The sequence below is a fragment of the Palleronia sp. THAF1 genome, assembly GCF_009363795.1.
Classification (GTDB): Bacteria; Pseudomonadota; Alphaproteobacteria; order Rhodobacterales; family Rhodobacteraceae; genus Palleronia.
Map to the genome: position 1 here is coordinate 1,312,451 of NZ_CP045420.1, position 19,592 is coordinate 1,332,042.

The window sequence follows — 19,592 nt, forward strand, 5'->3', positions numbered from 1 at the left end:
GGATTGGAATGCTTTGGTCAGATGGACCCGCACCGCCCCCGGTGCAAGGCTCAGCCGCGCGCCGCTTCGATCCGCGCGAGCAGGAACGGGTGTTCGATTTCGCTGATATCCGCAGCCTGTAGCGCGCGGGTCAGGGCAGGGCGTTTGGCGGCTTCGATCCCAGACATGACATCCGCGCCCGACCGGGTCAGTAGATCCGTCAGCGGGCCCTCGCCAAGCGATTGCGCCTGATCGGGTGCCTTTTCCAGACACGTGAGCAACGCGGCCAGCGCAAGGTCCGGTGCGGCGGTCACGAGGTGGTGGAAAACGTCCACCGTCCAGGCGTCCATTTCGTCCTCGGACGCCAAGGCACCAAGGAATCGCTCGGCGAAGCGGGCGATGGGCAGATCGCCAGGGGGCAGGTCGTCCGCCCCAACCTCCAGCGCTTCGGCTATGGTCGCGCGGGGGATCACACCATCATCTCTTTGGTCGCGGTCAGCGCCAGGTCGGGGTAGTCGCGCTCCACGCGGTCGATGTCCCACTGCAGGCGCGTCAGGAAAACCTGATCGCCGTCGTTGTCGGTCGCCATGTGGCCCTTGTTGGCCTGCGCGAATGCCTCGACCTTGTCTTTCGGGCCAAGGATCCAGCGGGCAGAGGTGAATTGCGACGGCTCGAACCTTACCGGCAAGCCGTATTCAAGCTCGATCCGGCTGGCGAGCACTTCGAATTGCAACTGACCAACCACGCCGACGATGAAGCCCGATCCCAGCATCGGCTTGAAGACCTTGGCGGCCCCCTCTTCGGCGAATTGCATCAGCGCCTTGTCCAGGTGCTTGGCCTTCATCGGATCGCCCGCGCGGCAGTTCTGCAAAAGCTCTGGCGCGAAGCTGGGGATGCCTTGTACCCGCAGAGCCTCGCCTTCGGTCAGCGTGTCGCCGATGCGCAGCTGGCCGTGGTTCGGGATGCCCATGATGTCACCCGCCCACGCCTCTTCTGCCAGTTCACGGTCCGACGCAAGGAACAGAACGGGGTTCGACACGGCCATCGGCTTTTTGGTGCGCACATGGGTCAGCTTCATGCCGCGCTTGAAGTGGCCGGATGCCAGCCGCACGAAAGCCACGCGGTCGCGATGCTTGGGGTCCATGTTGGCCTGCACCTTGAAGACAAAGCCCGCCACCTTGTCTTCATCCGGTGCGATCTGCCGGGGACTAGCCTTTTGCGGCTGCGGCTCTGGCCCGTAGGTCGCGATGCCTGACATCAGCTCCTTCACGCCGAAAGAGTTGATGGCAGAGCCGAACCAGATCGGCGTCAATGTGCCGTCCAGCAGGGCTTGCGCGTCGAAGGGTGGCAGCAGTTCGCGCGCCATCTCGACCTCTTCGCGCAGCTGTTCCAGCATATGCGCCGGGATGTGGTCGGCCATCTTCGGGTCGTCCAGACCCTGCAGGCTGATCGTCTCGGCGACGCGGTTCCGGTCGGCACGGTCCATCAATTCCAGCCGGTCGTTGATCATGTCGTAGCAGCCAAGGAAGTCACGGCCGACGCCGATGGGCCAGGACGCGGGCGTCACATCGATGGCAAGGTTTTCCTGAATCTCATCGATAATGTCGAACGTATCGCGGCTTTCGCGGTCCATCTTGTTACAGAAGGTCAGGATCGGCAGGTCACGCAGGCGGCACACTTCGAACAGCTTCTGCGTCTGGCTTTCCACGCCCTTCGCGCCGTCGATCACCATGATCGCAGCGTCCACAGCTGTCAGCGTGCGGTAGGTGTCTTCGGAAAAGTCGCTGTGACCCGGCGTATCCACCAGATTGAAGCGGTAGTTCGTGTCGCCCTGCGCGAAATCGAACGACATGGCAGAGGCCGAGACAGAGATGCCCCGATCCTTTTCCATCTGCATGAAGTCCGACCGCGTGCGCCGCGCCTCACCCTTGGCGCGCACCTGACCGGCCATTTGGATGGCCCCGCCGAACAGCAGGAACTTCTCGGTCAGCGTCGTCTTGCCCGCATCGGGGTGAGAGATGATCGCGAAGGTGCGGCGGCGTGCGATCTCGGGCGGCAACTGGGCCGAATTATGGGTTCTGTCGAGCATGACGGGCGGTATAGGCCTGTGCAAAGGGACGCGCAATCGGGCAGGGTGCGCATGGGGATCAACCCGATATAGGAGGCCGTTCATGACATTGCAGGACATCGCGACACAACTGGTCGAAGGATGCCGCACCGGGGCCGAGACGGAGAACCTGTCGAAGCTTTATGCGCAAGACGCGGTGTCGGTCGAGGCGACCGACTACGGCACTGGGCGTGAGACCCATGGACTAGAGGGTATTCGCGGCAAACACGCGTGGTGGGAGCAGACGTTCGAGACGCTGGAGCAAGTGGTCAGCGATCCGTTCCTCCATGGCGAAGACCGGTTTGCCGTGACCTTCGACGTGAAGGCGAAGAACAAGGAAGACGGATCCATCATGCCGGTCAAGGAAGTCGCCGTTTACCACGTGGCGGACGGCAAGATCGTGCGCGAAGAGTTCTTCGGCCTTTAACCGACGCTGGCTTGACGCAGCAGAGTTGCCGCGTGGCGCGAATCCAGCGCGCCCTCCGCGACCTCCAGCCCCCGGCGCGCCATATCGGCGGGGCGGGACGGAAGTTCCGCAACAAGGGCAGGGCGCATACTGTCATCGGCCAGCAGCGTTTCGACCGCGATGCCTTCGGCGTAGATGATTTCATGCTGGTCGAATGAGATCTGGTAGTAGTCGACGAAGCCACCAGAGGTGCGCGTCACGGTCTCATCGTTCAAAAGATACTGCGCCTTCACCAGAATTTCCGCTCGCCCGGCGCCCAGACGGTCCTGCCGCTGGTAGACGAAAAGGCAGTGATTGGGGCTGACCACGAGGTCGCCGTCGTTGTTCAAGGTGCCCGCCGCGATGCGAATCGGAGCGAAGGCGCCCGCAGCGCGCTCTGTGCGGCTTCCGATCCAGCGGACAGGTTGCACGCCATGATCGCGCGTCAGAACGCGGTCGCCGACCTTCAGATCCTTTACCGCAACCTGCGCACCCGATGCCATCGTGATCCGCGTGTCGCCCACAAAGGACACGCACGAAGCTTCGGCAAAGCGCACCATCGCAGAGTCGGGGTCGACCGCAACAAGTGCGTAATCGACGCGCGGGGCCAGTTCGATCAACGGATGCACATGAACGGCGGCGATGGTGCGACCTTGGGTGCACATCTCGACCAACAAGAGCATCTCGACCACCGTCCCGTCAGGCGCCATGAATGTCGCGCAGCAATCGAGGTGCAAAACCGCGCCCGGGCGACCGAGTTCGCTTTTCGGTGCAATTTCCAAACCGTTCGCGGTGCGTAGAACGCGCAGCTTGCCAGAGCTTGCAGACGCGCGCAGCTGGTAGACGTCGCCTTCGATCAGATCGCCAGAAGCTGTGAGGGGGTCGCCGAAGTTGGCACCATCAAGCGCCGTGAAATCGGCAGCGGAATAAACCCGGAGCGCCTGGCTCTGGTCTTGCTCGAACACCGGCTGGATGGTCATGGCAGCAACCCCTCGGACATCACACAAACTCAGCAACGCGGCGCGCTCGGCTTCGTTGCGGTTCAACCAAGCCCCCACCTGGTTCATATGAGCGCCTATCGCAAAATGCCGAATTTTGCAACGCGAACGCGCGTTTGGCTGGGTTTGTTGACGAAGCGTCGCAAGTCAGGCGTTGCACGCGGCATTGTCCGCGCATCGGCGTCTGCGCACCCTCGACGCCCCTGCACCAAGCGTTAGTGTCAGCGGGAAATCAACTTGAAAGGACTTGGAATGGATCTGGGTATTGCAGGCAAGCGCGCATTGGTGACGGCGTCCTCCAAGGGGTTAGGGCTGGGCTGCGCGCGGGCGCTGGCCGAGGCGGATGTCGATCTTGTGATGAACGCACGCGGGGCCGACGATCTGGCCCGCGCCGCCGATGCGATTCGCGAGGAGTTCGGTGTTTCGGTGTCCGAGGTGCCCGGCGACATCACCAACGAGGCCGACCGTGAGCGTGTGCTGACAGAGGCGGCGGACCCCGACATTCTTGTGACCAACGCAGGCGGCCCGCCACCGGGCATGTGGACGGACTGGTCGCGAGACGACTTTCTGGGCGCGCTCGATGCGAACATGCTGACGCCCATCGCGCTGATGAAAGCCTGCCTGCCGCAGATGATCGCCAACGAATGGGGTCGGGTGGTCAACATCACCTCGCAATCGGTGAAGTCACCCATCGCCGTTCTGGGGCTGTCGAATGCGGCCCGCGCCGGTCTGACGGGATATGTCGCCGGCACCGCGCGGCAGGTGGCACCCAGCGGTGTGACCATAAACAACCTGCTGCCGGGCATCCATGCCACGGACCGCGCCACGTCGCTGGATACCGGCGTGTCCGAGCAGAAGGGCATTTCTATTGATGAAGCCCGCGCCGAGCGCGAAGCGACGATCCCCGCCCGCCGCTACGGCACGGCAGATGAGTTTGGCGCGACCTGTGCGTTCCTGTGCTCACAGCATGCGGGCTTCATCGTGGGCCAGAACATCTTGCTGGATGGCGGGGCGGTGAACCTGTCGATGTGAGTGGCAATCTTGAAGGGGTCCGGTATCGCTGTTAGCTGACCCCGACAATTCCTGTCGGGAAAGACCATGCCGCAAACCGCTCCGCGACTGGAGATCGACCGCCTGTGCTGCGCTTTCGATGGGCAGCGCGTGGTGCATGACGTGTCGCTTTCGGTCGGCGCGGGGCAAGTGATGTGCCTGCTGGGGCCGTCGGGCTGTGGCAAGTCCACGACGCTACGCGCCATCGCGGGTGTCGAGGTGCCGCAATCGGGCACCATCCGCATCGACGGGGAAGAGGTTTGCGGAGCGAGCGGGCTGGTCCCCCCAGAAAAGCGTGGCGTCGGCCTGATCTTCCAGGATTTCGCGCTGTTTCCGCACCTGTCGGTGGCCGACAACGTCGCCTTCGGGCTGCGCGGACCAAAGGCGAAACGGCGCGCGCGCGTGGAAGAGCTGCTCGCCCGCGTCGAGCTGGGCCGTTACATTGACGTCTACCCGCATGAGCTGTCGGGCGGTGAGCAACAACGCGTCGCCCTTGCGCGTGCCGTTGCCCCGAAGCCCCGTGTCATGTTGATGGATGAGCCGTTCTCCGGCCTCGACAATCGCCTGCGCGACGGTATCCGCGACGAGACGCTGGCTTTTCTGAAGGAAGAGGGCGCGGCGGTCCTGCTGGTCACGCACGAGCCGGAAGAAGCCATGCGCATGGCGGACAAGATCGCCCTGATGCGGGACGGTCGGATCGTGCAAAGCGGCGCGCCCTACAACATCTACAACACACCGATGGATCGCGCCGCTGCCGCTTTTTTTAGTGATATCAACGTCTTTTCAGGCGAAGTTAATGGCGCGCTGACCGATACGCCATTCGGCCAGTTCCTTGCACCAGGCGTACCGGACGGCACAGTCGTGGATATCGTGATCCGGCCCCAGCATGTACGGATCGACTTCGACCGCGCCGGGCAAGGCCCGCGCCCCACGCCGCAGGACGGCACGCCCGCCCGCGCGGTCGTCACTCGCTCGCGCTTCATCGGCAAAGAGTCACTCGTAGAATTCCGCCTCGATGCGGGGCTGGAGATGCAGGCGACGGTGCCTTCGGTTTTCCTGCCGAAACCCGGCACGCCGATGTGGCTGGCGATCCGCCGCGACCGCTGCTTCGTGTTTCCGCGCGCTCAGTAGTCGAGATCGACGATCACGGGATAATGATCGGTTGGCCATTCGCCTCCGAATTGGCGGCGCACGACGATCGGCTCTCCTTGCTGTCTAGCACCGTCATAAGCGATGTGATCGATGGCACCGAAGATGTTGAGGCCGCGGTCGAAATGATAGGTCGATCCCTTCACGCCTGCGAAGGTCAGCCCGGCGTTCTGCATCCGCCGCACGGGATACATGCCGACCGTGCCGTTTAGATCACCCGCCAGGATCGCCACGTCGTCCGAGGCGATGATTGGGGCCATGCGCTCGGCCACCAGATCCATCGCACCGGTCCGGTTCTCGGCGCTGAAGGCGTCGGTGTGAATGTTGGTAACGTGAACGTTCGTGCCGTCGCGCAGATCCTGAAACCGCGCCCAAGATGCGAAGGCGGGATACGATCCGTCGAAGCTGCGTGAGTAGATCACGTCGGGGGTGGTCGAAAAAAAGTACCAGCCTTGATCTAGAAGCCGAAGGCGGTCGGGGCGGTAGAAGATCGGCTGGGTCGAGGGGAACTCTCGTGCGTCTCCCACCGCCGCTTCGGCCAGATCGGGGTTCTGTTGCAGGAGCCAATCCTTCGTCAGATTGACGTTCGGGTCTGCGCCGCGCCCGAAGCTCTCCATCTCCTGAAAGGCGATGACGTCGGCGTTCAGTGCCTTCACGGCCTGATCCATCGGGCCTTTGCGCGTCTCCCAATCGGCGACGGACCAATCGCCTTCGCCGTTCAGGCTGATGTAATGCACGTTGTAGGTCGCCACGCGCAGCACATCCGGGGCAGGCGGCGGCACGGTGTCCGGCCCGCGTGCGCAGGCAGCCAGCAGGATCAGAAGCGACAGCGCGCGGATCATGGGCGCAGGCGCGACAGGATCGCCTGCGCTTGTCTTAGATGCGGGCGGTCGAGCATCTGGCCGTTCAGGCTGGATACGCCGTCACCCTCCATCGCCCTTACGACGGCCCGCGCCCAGTCCACGCGGTCTTGTGCGGGCGTGAACGCCTCATTTATGGGGGCGACTTGTGCAGGATGGATTGCCATCTTGCCGCCGAACCCCACGGTCTCTGCCGCCACGGCCTCCGCGCGGCATCCGTCCGAGTCGCGGAAATCGGTGTAAACGGTATCGATCGCGCCGACGCCAGCGGCCTTTGCGGCGAAAAGCATGGCGTCGCGGGCGAATAGAAACGGGCTGTGATACTGGCCGCGCCCGTCGCGGTTGCCCGTCGCCCCCAGATCGGCGGCAAGGTCTTCGCCGCCCCACGCCAAGGCGATCAAAGAAGGATGAGTCCAGTCTTCGGCCAGCAGCGCACGCACGGCGCGCACCGTTTCGGTCGCAATGGCAAGCACGGGGCGGCCCGGTGCCAGTCGCGCCAACACGTCCAGATCGGCGGGGCCTTCGCATTTCGGCAAGACCCATCCATCCGCGCCTTCCGCAGCCGCCACATCCGCCTGCGTCCAATCGGTGTCCAACGCGTTGACGCGGATGTAGCGCGGCATCGGCGCGGCTTTCGCCAGTTCCGTCGCCACGGCCTCCCGCGCGGCCTGTTTCTCACCGGGGGCGACCGAATCTTCCAGGTCCAGGATCAGCGCGTCGGCACCCGACGCGCGCGCCTTCTCCATCTTCGAGGGACTGTCGCCCGGCACGAACAGCCAGGATCGGGGGAGGGGATGTGATACGCTCATTCCGCAACCGTGCCTGTATCCGCGGGCGGTTTCCAGTGCCTGCGGTCGCATTCGGCGCGGGCAGCGTCGCGGACGGTCTTGCCACCAGCGCCGCGCCGGGTTCCATGGCGCAGCGTTTCGCACATCTAGCCGGAGACCCCCGCATGACTACCTTCGCCCTTCGGGTCCAATGCCCCTCTCGCCGCGGAATCGTGGCGGCCCTTGCCACCTTCCTGGCTGATCAGGGATGTAACATCGTGGACAGTGCCCAGTTCGATGACCGCGATACGGGCAACTTCTTCATGCGGATGAGCTTTCTGTCCGAAGGCGGCAAATCACTGGACGATCTGCGCGAAGCCTTCGCGCCCATCGCCGATACCTTCGAGATGGAAGAGGCCGAGTTCTTCGACGAAAGCGTCAAGCGCAAGACGATCCTGATGGTCTCGCGTTTCGGGCATTGCCTGAACGACCTGCTGTATCGCTGGCGTATCGGCGCTCTGCCAATCGACATCGTCGGCGTGATCTCGAACCACATGGATTATCAGAAGGTTGTCGTGAACCATGATATCCCCTTCCACTGCATCCGCGTAACGCCCGAGAACAAGGCAGAGGCCGAGGGCAAGATCATGGACGTGGTGGATGACACTGGCGCAGAGTTGATCGTGCTGGCGCGCTATATGCAGATCCTGTCGGACCGCATGTGCCAGCAGATGTCGGGGCGGATCATCAACATCCACCACTCATTCTTGCCGTCCTTCAAGGGCGCAAACCCTTACAAGCAGGCGTTCGAGCGGGGTGTAAAGCTGATCGGTGCAACGTCGCACTACGTGACCGCCGATCTGGACGAGGGCCCGATCATCGAGCAGGACACCGTGCGCGTGACGCATTCGCAATCACCGGCTGACTACGTAGCCCTTGGGCGCGATGTGGAGGCCGCCGTGCTATCGCGGGCGGTCCATGCCCACGTGCGCGGCCGCGTGTTCCTGAACGGCGATAAGACCGTGGTCTTCCCGGCATCCCCCGGCACCTACGCGTCCGAGCGGATGGGCTGACGCTGGCCGCGCGTAGCGGTCCGAAGCCAGCTAAGTTCGTGATTGTGAGTGACCCGCCCGAGATGCCGGGCGGGTCATTTGAATAGTGGCCCAGTTCGCGACCACCACACCGACGATACAAAAAACCGCAGCGCCCAACGGCGTCTGCGGTTTCCCTATGCGTGAGAAGGCCCGCACCGATCGGCGCAGGCCCCCTTGGTCTTATTTCAGCAGAAGCCGCGCTTCGTGCTTCTTCAGGCTGCGACGGGCGGATTGGTATCCGTCGATCCCGTCGTGCTGCTCCAACTCCGGGAACAGGGTCAGGATTTCGGCGCGCTGATCGTCGCCGATGCCCTTCAGCGTGTAGTCGCCCGGCTGGAAGCTTTCCGACCACGTGCCATCCGACAGCACCACTTCGTGACGCTCGAACATGAAGTGGATGTAATTCACACCCAGCGCCTCGACCTGGTCCACACCCTTGGCGTGGGTCAGGTGCTTGGCCGACACCAGCACTTCGCGTTCCTCGAAGTAGAGCGCCGTCTCGTCCGAGGCCGACAGCATCCGGTGGTTCGGGCTGACCAGCATGTCGCGCTCCGGCAGGCCGTAGCCCAAGCTGCCCTGACGGATCAGGACCGGCTTGAGTTCGGGCTGGCGGACCAGTTCCTCACGGGACAGGCGCTTGTTGCCCACCCAGCTGATTTCCTGGATGCCGTTGTCACGGGTGATGACCCGGTCACCTTCGCGCAGATCCTCGACCCGTATTTCGCCTTTCGGTGTGGCGATCAGCGTGCCCGGCGTGAAGCAGGGGATGATGCGTTCGATGTTTTCGAACTCAAGACGCCCTGTCTCGTTGCCCGCAGAGTCGAAGAAGACAACCGTACCGTCTTCGCCATCATTCGGGCTGTCGCCGTCAATCGTGTCACCGGGATCGTTGTCCGGCGTCCGGTTGATGATCTGGAAGCCGCCGCCCGCTGGCGTCGAGCCCCGCAGGTCAAGCGTGTCGAAGTCATTGCCACCCGATCCGCCGAGCACGGTGTCGCCGCCACCCACAAGGATGAAGGTATCGGCATCGTCGCCACCTTGCAGCAAGTCGGCCCCTTCAGGATCGCCACCGTTGATGGTGTCGTCACCCGCACCGCCGTCGACGGTGTCGTTGCCTTCCGCGGCATTGATCGAGTCGTTGCCGTCACCACCAAGGATACTGTCGTCGCCCAGACCGCCGACAAGGGTGTCATCTCCTTCACCACCGTCGATGCTGTCGTCAGCAAGGTTGCCGCGAATGAAGTCGTTGCCACCATCACCGTTCAACTCATCGCCACCGGTGCCGCCGACGATCAGATCGTCGCCTTCGCCACCGTTGACCGTATCAGAGCCACCGGAGTCGCCGCCAAGGATGGTATCGTTGCCGTCACCGCCGTCGACCAAGTCGTCGCCGTTGCCCATCCGGATCGAGTCGTCGCCTGCGCCGCCGTCGATGGTATCGGCTCCGTCGCCACCGAAGATGGTGTCGTCGCCCTGACCGCCAAGGATCACGTCGTCACCGTTCTGGCCATAGACGAGGTCGTCGTCGATGCCCGCGTCGATGGTGTCGTTGCCGTCACCGCCGTAGATGGTGTCGTCGTCATCGCCGGTGACGATGCTGTCGTTGCCGGCCCCACCGTCGATCAGGTCACGCCCGTCGTCCGGGTTCGGATCGCCGGTCCCGAAGAACGGGTTGGGCAAGCCGTTGGGCAGGAAGGGCTCTTCACCGGTGTCGGTGAAGGTATCGGTTCCGGCGAGGATGGTGTCGTTACCCTCTCCACCGAAGATCGTGTCCGATCCCTGTGCATCGGTGATGAAGTCATCACCGTCGCCCCCTTCGACGCTGTCGTCGTCGATCCCAGAGTCGATCGAGTCGTCGCCTACGCCACCGAAGATCGTGTCGGCATCGTCACCGGTCAGGATCGTGTCGTTGCCGGCACCGCCCACGATAAGGTCGCGGTCGTTGTTCGGGTTCGGATCCTCGTCACCGATCGGCTCATCGCCCGGTTGGACCAGCGGAACATCGGCGTCGATCTCCGGAACATTACCCGAAGCGTCTATGAAGTCCGCGCCGTCGCCGCCGTCGATCTCATCCGCGCCGTCGCCGCCGTCGATCTCATCCGAGCCGTCGCCGCCCGTGATGCTATCGTCGCCAAGGCCGCCCAGCAGAGTATCGTCGCCGTCTTGGCCGCTGATGGTGTCGTCGTCGTCACCACCATCGATCAGGTCGTCGCCCAGATTGCCATGCAGGCTGTCGGACCCGGCGCCACCGTTGATGGTGTCATTGCCCATCCCGCCCGAGACTTCGTCGTTGCCGTCGCCGCCATCGATGCTGTCATCGCCCAGTCCGGCGCTGATCGTATCGTTGCCCTCACCACCCAGCAGGGTGTCGTCTTCCGACCCACCGAAGACCGAGTCGTCGCCTGCGCCGCCGTCCACGGTGTCGTTCCCGCCACCGCCACGCACTTCGTCGTTGCCATCACCGCCGGTAATGCTGTCGTCGCCGTTGCCACCCTGGATGGTATCATCCCCAAGGCCACCATCGACCACGTCATTGCCAGCACCCGCGTCGACCAGGTCGTTCCCGTCGCCTGCTGTGATATCATCGTTGCCGCCACCGCCAGTGACGGTGTCATCGTCGATACCTGCGTCGATCACGTCGTCGCCAGCGCCGCCGTCGATGCTGTCGGCGTCGTCACCGGTCGTGATGGTGTCGTTGCCCGCACCGCCAAGAACAGTGTCCAAGTCGTCGTTCGGGGTCGGATCGATGGCGTCGTCCAAGGGATTGTTGCCGGACGTGTCGATGACATCGTCGCCGTCGCCACCGATCACACCATCGCTGCCGTCGCCGCCGGTGATATCGTCGTTGCCATCACCGCCGAGCAGGATGTCGTCTCCCGTACCGCCGTCGAGGGTGTCGTCATCGGCACCGCCGTCCAGCGTGTCGTTCCCCTCGTTGCCGAGGATAGTGTCGTTGCCGTCACCACCGGACAGGCTGTCGTCGCCCGGATCTCCGCCGTTCAGATCGGGCGTGGTCACGCCGTCCTGGCCCGGGAAGCCGTCATCACCGACGATCAGGTCATCGCCCGCACCGCCATCGACGGTATCGTCACCGGCACCGCCGTAGACTTCATCGTTGCCGTTTCCGGCTTCGACGCTGTCGTTGCCTTCACCGGCCACGATGATGTCGTCATCGCCGACTTCATCTGTCAGCAGGGCGTCGTTCCCGTCGACAAGATCGCCGTCTTCATCCTCGAAGCCCGGCACAATGACATCGTCATCGTTCGTGCCTTGAACGACACCGTCTGCCTGCACCATTGGCTCGCCGAGGATCTCTTCGATCTCGGTGAAGGTGAAGCTTTCACCGGTCGGGTCGCCGTTGGCATCGAGCAGCACGACCGTGCCGTCCTGACCGTTGCCGTTGGCGTCGGGGCGCAGGTCTTCCAGGCGGAAGTTCCCGATACCGCGCAGGTCGAGCGTGTCGAAGTCCTGGCTGACGCCATCGACCAGATCCGCCCGGTCGTCGATGATCGCGCCACCGGACCCACCGTCGACCTCGTCGCCGTCGGTGCCACCGATGATCGTGTCGGCGTCGTCGCCACCGCGGATGGTGTCCGCACCACCGCCACCGGCGATGTTGTCGCGATCGTCGCCACCGTCGAGCAAGTCGTCGCCCCCGGCACCGCGCAGGATGTCGTCGCCTGCTTCACCGAATGCCGTGTCACCGATCTCGCCGGTCTGAACGTCGCCAAAGCCATCGTCGCTATCGGCCCAGGATCCGGTGTGGATCTCGTCGTTACCGTCACCACCGAAGATGGTGTCGGAGCCGTCGGCGGTCGGGTCGAAGTCCTCGCCCGTTTCGGCGCTGACCCGGCTGTCGTCGTCGCCGGTGATGATGTCATCGCCCGCGCCGCCGTTGATCAGGTCGTCGCCCGCGCCACCGGCGTAGGAGTTGTCATACTCGTCGGCGGGCAGGGCGCCGGACGCACCACCGTCTGCACCATTGGCCACGTTGTCGTCGTCCGCGCCGGCTTCGATCGTGTCGTTGCCGTTGCCACCACTGACGTAGTCTTGGCCTGCATTACCTGTCAGGCTGTCATCACCCTGGTCGCCGATAATAGTGTCCGATCCAGCGCCGCCGGTGACTGTGTCCTCGTCGATGCCTGCATCGATGAAGTCATCGCCCAAGCCACCTTCGATGCTGTCGTCGTCGTCACCCGTGGTGATGGTGTCGTTGCCGGCCCCGCCGAGGACGGTATCCAGATCGTCGTTCGGCGTCGGGTCGAGCGCGTCGACGATCGGGCCGTTGCCGGAGGTGTTGATGACATCGTCACCCACACCACCGTCCACGAAGTCGCTGCCGTCACCGGCGGTGATGGTGTCGGCACCCTCGCCGCCGAGAACGGAGTCGTCTCCTGCACCGCCGTCCAGCGTGTCATTGCCTTCGTTGCCAAGGATGGTGTCGTTGCCGTCACCACCGGACAGGCTGTCATCGCCCGGAGCACCGCCGTTCAGGTCGGGCGCGGTCACGCCATCACGGCCGGGGAAATCATCGTCGCCGACGATCAGATCGTCTCCGACACCGCCATTGACGGTATCGTCGCCCGCGCCGCCGAAGATTTCGTCGTTGCCGTCAAGGCCATCGACACTGTCGTTGCCTTCGCCAGCGACGATGATGTCGTCGTTGCCGTTCTCGCCGGTCAGTAGGGCGTCGTTGCCGTCTACCGCGTCGCCATCGCCATCCACGAAGCCGCCAGAGATGGTGTCATCACCATTGGTGCCTTCGACCAGACCGTTGGACGGCACGAATTCTTCGCCCAGGATCTGTTCGATCTCGGTGAAGGTGAAGCTTTCGCCGGTCGGATCACCATTGGCATCCAGCAAAACGACCGTGCCGTCCTGACCGTTGCCGTTGGAGTCGGGGCGCAGGTTTTCCAAGCGGAAGTTGCCGATACCCGTCAGGTCGAGCGTGTCGAAATCCTGGCTCTGGGTGTCGTCGAGGTCGGCTGCATCGAAGATGATGTCGCCGCCGGAACCGCCGTCGACCTGATCGCCGTCGGTGCCGCCGACAATCGTATCCGCGCCGGCGCCGCCGTCGATGGTGTCGGCATCTGCGCCACCATCCAGCAAATCGCGGCCTTCGTTTCCTTCGAGAACGTCCGATCCATCGCCGCCGAACAGCTCGTCATCGCCGGGTGCTGCGACCGTTTCGCCAAGGATCGGATCGTAGAAGAGGTCAGAGATGTAGACGCCCGAGCGGTCGTCTCCACCGGACAGCTGGTGCGTGATCAGCAAAGACGCGACCGGACCGTCGATCGAAACGACGGCTTGGGCCGACAGATCGTCGCTGTCCACGTAGCCCTGCTGAGAGGTTACGGTGTTGCCAACCGTAGAGAGCCCGGCGCCGGAGGTGATGTTGACCTCCAACGGGTTGCCGTCGGCGTCGAACGCCTGAATGACGACTTGGCTGTCCTCGTCGATGTCGGCGATGCTGAACTCCAGGTTCGCGACGTCTTGCGAGAAATCGAAGGAGTAGACAGCCTTTTCGCCCGTGTTGTCCAAGACGGACTTGAGGCCGGAATTTTCGCCGTCGTACTCGCTGTCGACGTTGACGCCGTCATACTGGACGTCCGTGTTGGTCACGGTCGACTCGACGTGGCCGTGGATGGTCTTGTTGTAGGTGACAGAGACTTCGCCTGTATCCTGCGTGAAGCCGCTGGCGTGGGTGCCGGGGTGGTATTGATCGATCCACTCGAAGCTTTCGCGGGCACCGGTTTCCAACCCGTCGCCACCGTCGCCGATCAACGTGTCGTTGCCGGCCTCACCGACGAGAGTATCGTCGCCGTTTCCGCCGACGGCGCTGTCGTCACCGTCGCCACCGTTCAGGGCGTCGTTTCCGGCACCGCCGTCAAGTTGGTCGTCACCCGTCCCGCCGTCCAGAACGTCGTTGCCCGTGCCACCTTCCATCGTGTCGTTGCCCGCTTCACCCAGAAGCAGGTCGTCGCCGCCGTTGCCCTGCAGCAGGTCGTTGCCGTCACCGGCGTGAAGCGTATCGTTGCCGGCGTTGGAGTCGTCATCGGCACCGCCGCCGAAGTAGTCGCTGTACAGGCTGTCGTAGTCGACGTCCGGATAGGTGCTGACCCGACCGATGAAGGTATAGGTTTCATCCTCGACGATGGGCGCGTCGGCTACGAAGCCGACCGCGTCGTTGCCGTCGAATTCCACGACGTAAATGTTGATGATCTCACCGCCACTCGACTGGATCGAATACTGGTACTCGGGCGTGATGCGGTCGCCGGCGTGCTCGGTGTTGCCATCCAAGGTCGTTCTCTGGTCAAGAACCTGGTTCTTGTCGCCGTCGTTGAACAGGCTGTCGTTGTCGCTTACGCCCACTTGCTGCGGGCCGCTCGTGACGTTGAACGTGAAGTTCTGGATGTCGTGCGTCGGCTCACCGGTAGAGCTGTTCTCCCAGGGCGACTGGTGCGATCCGTTCGAGACGATGTTGCCGTGCGCGTCGCGGACAACGGTGTTGCTGATGTCGAAGACCGCCAGTTGCTTCACGCCATCCGAACCGGAAGCGATGCCGTCCACGTAGTCGCTGCCGTTGCCGTCGCCGATCAGTGTGTCGTCACCGGAGCCGCCTTTCAGCAGGTCGTCGCCGCCTTCGCCGACGAGCGTATCGTGGCCAGAGCCACCGACCAGCGTATCGTCGCCGGCGCCTTCGGCATCTTCGCCGACAAGGTAGCCGTCGGCGATGTCCGAGTAGGCGATGGAGGGATGCTCATCGACCTTCTCGATGAACGTATAGGTCTCACCGGCTTGCAGAGGCTTGTCGGAGACCAGCGCCGCTGCGTTGTTGCCGCCGATTTCAGAAACATAGATATTGATGACTTCGCCAGTGCTCGACTGGATGGAGTACTGGTATTCGGGGGTGAACCGCTCCCCGGCGTGACCGGTCTCGCCGTTCAGCGTGGTGGTCTGGGCGAAGTCCTGGCTCAGGTCGCCGTCGTTGAAATGAGCATCGCCATCGTTCACGCCGACGGCCACGGGCTCGGTGCCTGCATCGAACGAAAAGGTCAGGCCCTGGATGTCGTGGGTGGATTCACCGCTCGCCGAGTCTTCCCAAGGGTAGATGGCATGATTGCTGGGAGAGACGATGTTGCCGTGCTCGTCGCGCACCGTCGTCTTCGACAGGTCCCAGACGGCCAGCGTATACGTGCCGGAGCTGGAGCACTTCACCTCGGTCAGGGCGCTGTCGCCCAGTAGAAGGTCGTTGCCGGTGCCACCGTCGATGGAGTCATCGCCGGATCCACCAAGCACAACGTCGTTCCCGTCCAAGGCATGGACCGTATCGTCACCGCCGCGCGCGTCGATCAGGTTCGCGTTGTTGTTGATCTGATCACCTTCGCTATCGGTGTAGCCGGCCCCCATGTTGTCCGCGCCATCCGTTCCGTCGACGATACCATCCTTGCTGGAGTAGCTCGTCGTCGTGTTTGTCGTATGCCCGAAAAGACCAAAGAGATTAAACAGCGTCATACCCGTCTCCATTCCACCAGCGCAGCCGACCAGTGGTCGAACAGGCGCGAAAGGGTGCCTTTCGGCATCCATTGCAGGCTTGGATCATAGACGATCCAGGCCACCATATGCTTTCTTTGGGAACTTTAACGTTCACCGCAGACATTCGCCTTGATCCCAAGGCAGGCCGTCCCCCAACGGCCATATCGGTTTCCCGATGATCTTGTTTTAGGTCAACTTCTCAGGTTCAGGAAGACAAATCTCTGCATTCTTTAGGCTGACGAAAGAAGGCAGTTGCGTGGCGAAATGGTGCCATCCGCTGCGGAAGATGATGACAGACATTCGGTGTTTTGCCTTTAAAATCGGGCTTTTTCATGAATCAATGCGCCGTTGCGTGCTGTATCTCGCGAGGCTGGAAGCGTTTCTGCGATCAACAAAGATCGTTAACGAATTGGTCATCATGGATAAGGTGCTGACCGTCCACTGTTCAGAAAGTCGAACCAATGTGGCAGTTTGGGCGAGGACGGATAGAAATCGCGAACATCCATACGAATCAAGGATATATTAACGCTTCTCTTGTAGCCCGCGTGCTGACCGCGCAATGTAGGCGGCCATCATCAGGTCCAGATGTGCTCCGCCGCCGTTCTTGAACACGGTGACATCCTGTGGGTCTCGCCGTCCTTGAGTTCCTTCTATCAGGTCATACAGGTCACCCAGAACTGCGCTTTCGTCGATGATCCCGGCCGATATGGGAATGGTCAGTTCCCCGATATGATCGATTGTCGTGTCCCGGCAGTCGACGAACAGGGCAGCGCCAGAGATCAGGGTGTCGTCTGCCTCTCGCATGTCTTTGCGAAACGCGCCGATCAGATCGACATGGGTGCCGGGACGGACCCATTCACCCTTCAGCACCGGCGTGGTCGCCATCGTCGCGGTGGATACGATGTCGGCCTCCGCAACCGCCTGAGGCAGGTCTTCGACGGCGTGGACGGGCAAGGGGCTTTCGACGTTCGCAGCCAATGCTTGCGCCTGCGCGAAATTGCGCGCCCAGACCGATATGCGTTCCAACCTCGGAAACGCAGCGCCGTAGGCATGCACCAAGCTGCGTGCGACCGTACCCGCGCCGACGATCAGAAGGTGCCGCGCATCGGGCCGCGCCAGCAGACGGGCACCCAAGACGGAGTCCGCCGCCGTCTTGTATTCCGTGACCAATCGGCTTTCCACGATAGAGCGCAGCGCGCCGGTCTCCTCATCGAAGACGAACATCGCCCCTTGAACTGATGGCCGCCCCTGCGCCGGGTTGCCGGGCAGGACCGTCACCGATTTTACGCCGTAGCCCAGTCCCGGCAGGTAAGCGCCGCGTGTCAGGAGCGTGCCTTCGGGGGGGCCCAGGAACAGGTCACCGATCTGCGGGCGTGCCAGCCGGTGGCCCCGGCGCAAGGCCTCGACCGCATCGGGCCAAGACAGGTGCGGGGCCATATCATCGTAGGTTAAAAGCTTCGCATCCATGGTCGCGCGGGCCTTCCATCGTGTCGCTGCCAGCATAGACACGGGTGTCGCTCGGATTTCCAGTGGTGCAGTCAGCCACGGAGACCGCGCATGTCCAAAGATCCGCTTCTACAGCCTTACCAATTGAAGCATCTCACGCTGAAGAACCGGATCATGACGACCGCGCACGAACCGGCCTACCCTGAAGGCGGCAACCCGACCGCGCGTTACGTGGCCTATCATGCAGAGCGTGCCAAAGCCGGTGTGGCGCTGGCCATGACCGCGGGATCGGCGGCGGTCTCTCGCGATAGCCCGCCCGTTTTCAACAACATCCTCGCCTACCGGGACGAGGTCGTGCCCCATATCCGCGCGCTGACCGACGCGCTTCACGAGCACGGCTGTGCCGCTATGATTCAGCTGACGCACCTTGGCCGACGGACCGGGTGGGGCAAGGGCGATTGGCTGCCTTCCGTCTCCTCTGGGCCACACCGAGAGCCGGCGCACCGGGCTTTCCCGAAAGTCATGGAAGACTGGGACATCGCGCGCATCATCTCTGACTTCGCGGACGCGGCAGAGCGGATGCAGGCGGGCGGAATGGACGGAATAGAACTGCAGGCCTACGGTCACCTGCTCGATCAGTTCTGGTCACCCCTGACGAACCGGCTGGAAGGTCCGTATGGGGCGGACACGCTGGATAGCCGCTTGAAGATGTCCCTCGACGTGCTCGATGCCATCCGGGCGCGTGTCGGGCCGGACTTCATCATCGGCTTCCGCTTTACCGCCGATGAGGTGCAGGCAGGCGGGATCGACGCGTCCGAAGGGCTGGAGATCGCGCAAAGGCTCAAGGACACGGGCCAGGTCGACTTCCTGAACGTGATCCGGGGCCGGATCTTCACCGATGCAGCGATGACGAACGTGATCCCGGTGCAGGGCATGGCCTACGCGCCGCATCTGGACTTCGCGGGATCGGTCCGCGCAGCGACCGGGATGCCCACATTCCACGCGTCACGTATTCCCGATGTGGCCACCGCACGTCATGCCGTGTCGTCTGGCCTGCTGGATATGGTCGGCATGACCCGCGCCCACATGGCAGACCCGTATATCGTGCAGAAGATCACCGAAGGTCGGGAAGACGATATCAGGCCCTGCGTCGGCGCAACATACTGCCTTGATCGCATCTATCAGGCCGGAGAGGCGCTGTGCATCCACAATGCCGCCACCGGGCGGGAGCTGTCGTTGCCGCATCTGGCAGCCCCTGCGGAGACGGCCCGCAACATCGTCGTTGTCGGTGCAGGACCGGGCGGTCTGGAAGCGGCGCGCGTTGGCGCGGAACGCGGCCATGCCGTCACGGTTCTGGAAGCCGCCAGCGATCCCGGCGGGCAGGTGCGTCTGACCGCACAGATGCCCCGGCGGTCCGAAATGATCGGGATCATTGATTGGCGCATGGCCCAATGCGCCGCCCGCGATGTGGCCTTCCGGTTCAACACCTTCGCGGACAGCGCGGATGTGACGGCGCTGGATCCCGACGTGGTGATCGTCGCCACCGGCGGTTTGCCGAATGTGGAGCTGTTCGAGCAGCAAGGCGAGAGTGATCTGGTCGTATCGGCCTGGGACATCATCGCAGGAGACGTGAAGCCGGGGCAAGACGTGCTGATCTATGATGAGGCTGGCGATCATCCGGGCCTGATGGCGGCAGAGATCGCCTCGGCGGCCGGAGCACGCGTGACGGTGATGACCCCGGATCGCAACATCTCGCCAGAGGTGATGAGCATGAGCCTGACGCCCTACATGCGCAGCCTGCAAAAGCAGGATGTGACCTTTTCGGTCGCGCGCCGTCTGCTGGGGGTCACGCGGCACGGCAACCGTCTTCGCGCCACTGTGGGCACCGACTATTCCGACCTGACGACCGCGCAGGACCACGACCAGATCGTCGTGAACTACGGTACGCGGCCCCTGGACGATCTGTATTTCGACCTGAAGGCGGGGTCGGTCAATCTGGGGCAGGTGGATCACGAGGCGCTGATTCACGGCGCGCCACAGATGGTGACGGGCAACCCCGACGGGGCGTACCAGCTGTTCCGCATCGGTGATGCCGTATCGTCCCGCAACACCCACGCCGCGATCCACGACGCGTTGCGGTTGGTTAGCGCTATGTAAGGGC

The 19,592-nt window shown here is 63.3% G+C and carries 12 protein-coding genes; 5 read left to right on the forward strand and 7 right to left on the reverse strand.

Going from position 1 to position 19,592, the window contains the following annotated elements:
- Positions 1-50: 50 nt before the first annotated feature.
- Together FIU81_RS06610 and FIU81_RS06615 are read right to left on the reverse strand one after the other, a co-directional pair.
- On the reverse strand, positions 51-452 hold the full coding sequence (locus FIU81_RS06610; RefSeq protein ID WP_124112771.1) for a hypothetical protein: 402 nt from the start codon (positions 450-452) through the stop codon (positions 51-53).
- Positions 449-2,068 carry a peptide chain release factor 3 gene (locus FIU81_RS06615; protein ID WP_124112772.1) on the reverse strand — a complete coding sequence of 540 codons (1,620 nt, stop codon included), beginning with the start codon at positions 2,066-2,068 and terminating at the stop codon, positions 449-451. The genes FIU81_RS06610 and FIU81_RS06615 overlap by 4 nt, the downstream gene beginning before the upstream one ends.
- Positions 2,069-2,150: 82 nt before the next feature.
- Between FIU81_RS06615 and FIU81_RS06620 the strand changes: the two genes are divergently transcribed.
- Positions 2,151-2,513, forward strand: a complete 363-nt coding sequence (locus tag FIU81_RS06620; protein ID WP_124112773.1) for a nuclear transport factor 2 family protein — start codon at positions 2,151-2,153, stop codon at positions 2,511-2,513.
- Here FIU81_RS06620 and FIU81_RS06625 read toward each other — a convergent pair.
- On the reverse strand, positions 2,510-3,511 hold the full coding sequence (locus tag FIU81_RS06625) for a Hint domain-containing protein (protein ID WP_124112774.1): 1,002 nt from the start codon (positions 3,509-3,511) through the stop codon (positions 2,510-2,512). The two genes, FIU81_RS06620 and FIU81_RS06625, sit on opposite strands and share 4 nt — an antisense overlap.
- A gap of 270 nt (positions 3,512-3,781) precedes the next feature.
- Here FIU81_RS06625 and FIU81_RS06630 point away from each other — a divergent pair, with 270 nt between their 5' ends.
- The gene (locus FIU81_RS06630) at positions 3,782-4,561 is read left to right on the forward strand and encodes an SDR family oxidoreductase (RefSeq protein ID WP_124112775.1); all 780 of its coding nucleotides are present in this window, start codon (positions 3,782-3,784) and stop codon (positions 4,559-4,561) included.
- 66 nt (positions 4,562-4,627) lie between these two features.
- Positions 4,628-5,710 carry an ABC transporter ATP-binding protein gene (locus FIU81_RS06635; protein WP_172971415.1) on the forward strand — a complete coding sequence of 361 codons (1,083 nt, stop codon included), beginning with the start codon at positions 4,628-4,630 and terminating at the stop codon, positions 5,708-5,710.
- Here the strand turns inward: FIU81_RS06635 and FIU81_RS06640 are convergent.
- Both FIU81_RS06640 and FIU81_RS06645 read right to left on the reverse strand, forming a co-directional pair.
- On the reverse strand, positions 5,704-6,570 hold the full coding sequence (locus FIU81_RS06640; protein ID WP_124112776.1) for an endonuclease/exonuclease/phosphatase family protein: 867 nt from the start codon (positions 6,568-6,570) through the stop codon (positions 5,704-5,706). The genes FIU81_RS06635 and FIU81_RS06640 overlap by 7 nt on opposite strands.
- The gene (locus FIU81_RS06645) at positions 6,567-7,397 is read right to left on the reverse strand and encodes an HpcH/HpaI aldolase/citrate lyase family protein (RefSeq protein ID WP_124112777.1); all 831 of its coding nucleotides are present in this window, start codon (positions 7,395-7,397) and stop codon (positions 6,567-6,569) included. The genes FIU81_RS06640 and FIU81_RS06645 overlap by 4 nt, the downstream gene beginning before the upstream one ends.
- 143 nt (positions 7,398-7,540) lie before the next feature.
- Here FIU81_RS06645 and purU point away from each other — a divergent pair, with 143 nt between their 5' ends.
- Positions 7,541-8,428: a formyltetrahydrofolate deformylase gene (gene purU / locus FIU81_RS06650; protein ID WP_124112914.1), complete on the forward strand. Its 888-nt coding sequence runs from the start codon at positions 7,541-7,543 to the stop codon at positions 8,426-8,428.
- A 201-nt stretch (positions 8,429-8,629) separates the two neighbouring features.
- Here the strand turns inward: purU and FIU81_RS06655 are convergent, their stop codons facing one another.
- The gene (locus FIU81_RS06655; RefSeq protein ID WP_172971416.1) at positions 8,630-15,964 is read right to left on the reverse strand and encodes a Hint domain-containing protein; all 7,335 of its coding nucleotides are present in this window, start codon (positions 15,962-15,964) and stop codon (positions 8,630-8,632) included.
- A 543-nt stretch (positions 15,965-16,507) separates the two neighbouring features.
- A complete protein-coding gene (locus tag FIU81_RS06660; protein ID WP_124112779.1) occupies positions 16,508-17,452 on the reverse strand; it encodes an ornithine cyclodeaminase family protein in 945 nt (314 codons plus the stop codon).
- A 90-nt stretch (positions 17,453-17,542) separates the two neighbouring features.
- Between FIU81_RS06660 and FIU81_RS06665 the strand changes: the two genes are divergently transcribed.
- Positions 17,543-19,588 carry an FAD-dependent oxidoreductase gene (locus tag FIU81_RS06665; RefSeq protein WP_124112780.1) on the forward strand — a complete coding sequence of 682 codons (2,046 nt, stop codon included), beginning with the start codon at positions 17,543-17,545 and terminating at the stop codon, positions 19,586-19,588.
- Positions 19,589-19,592: the final 4 nt, after the last annotated feature.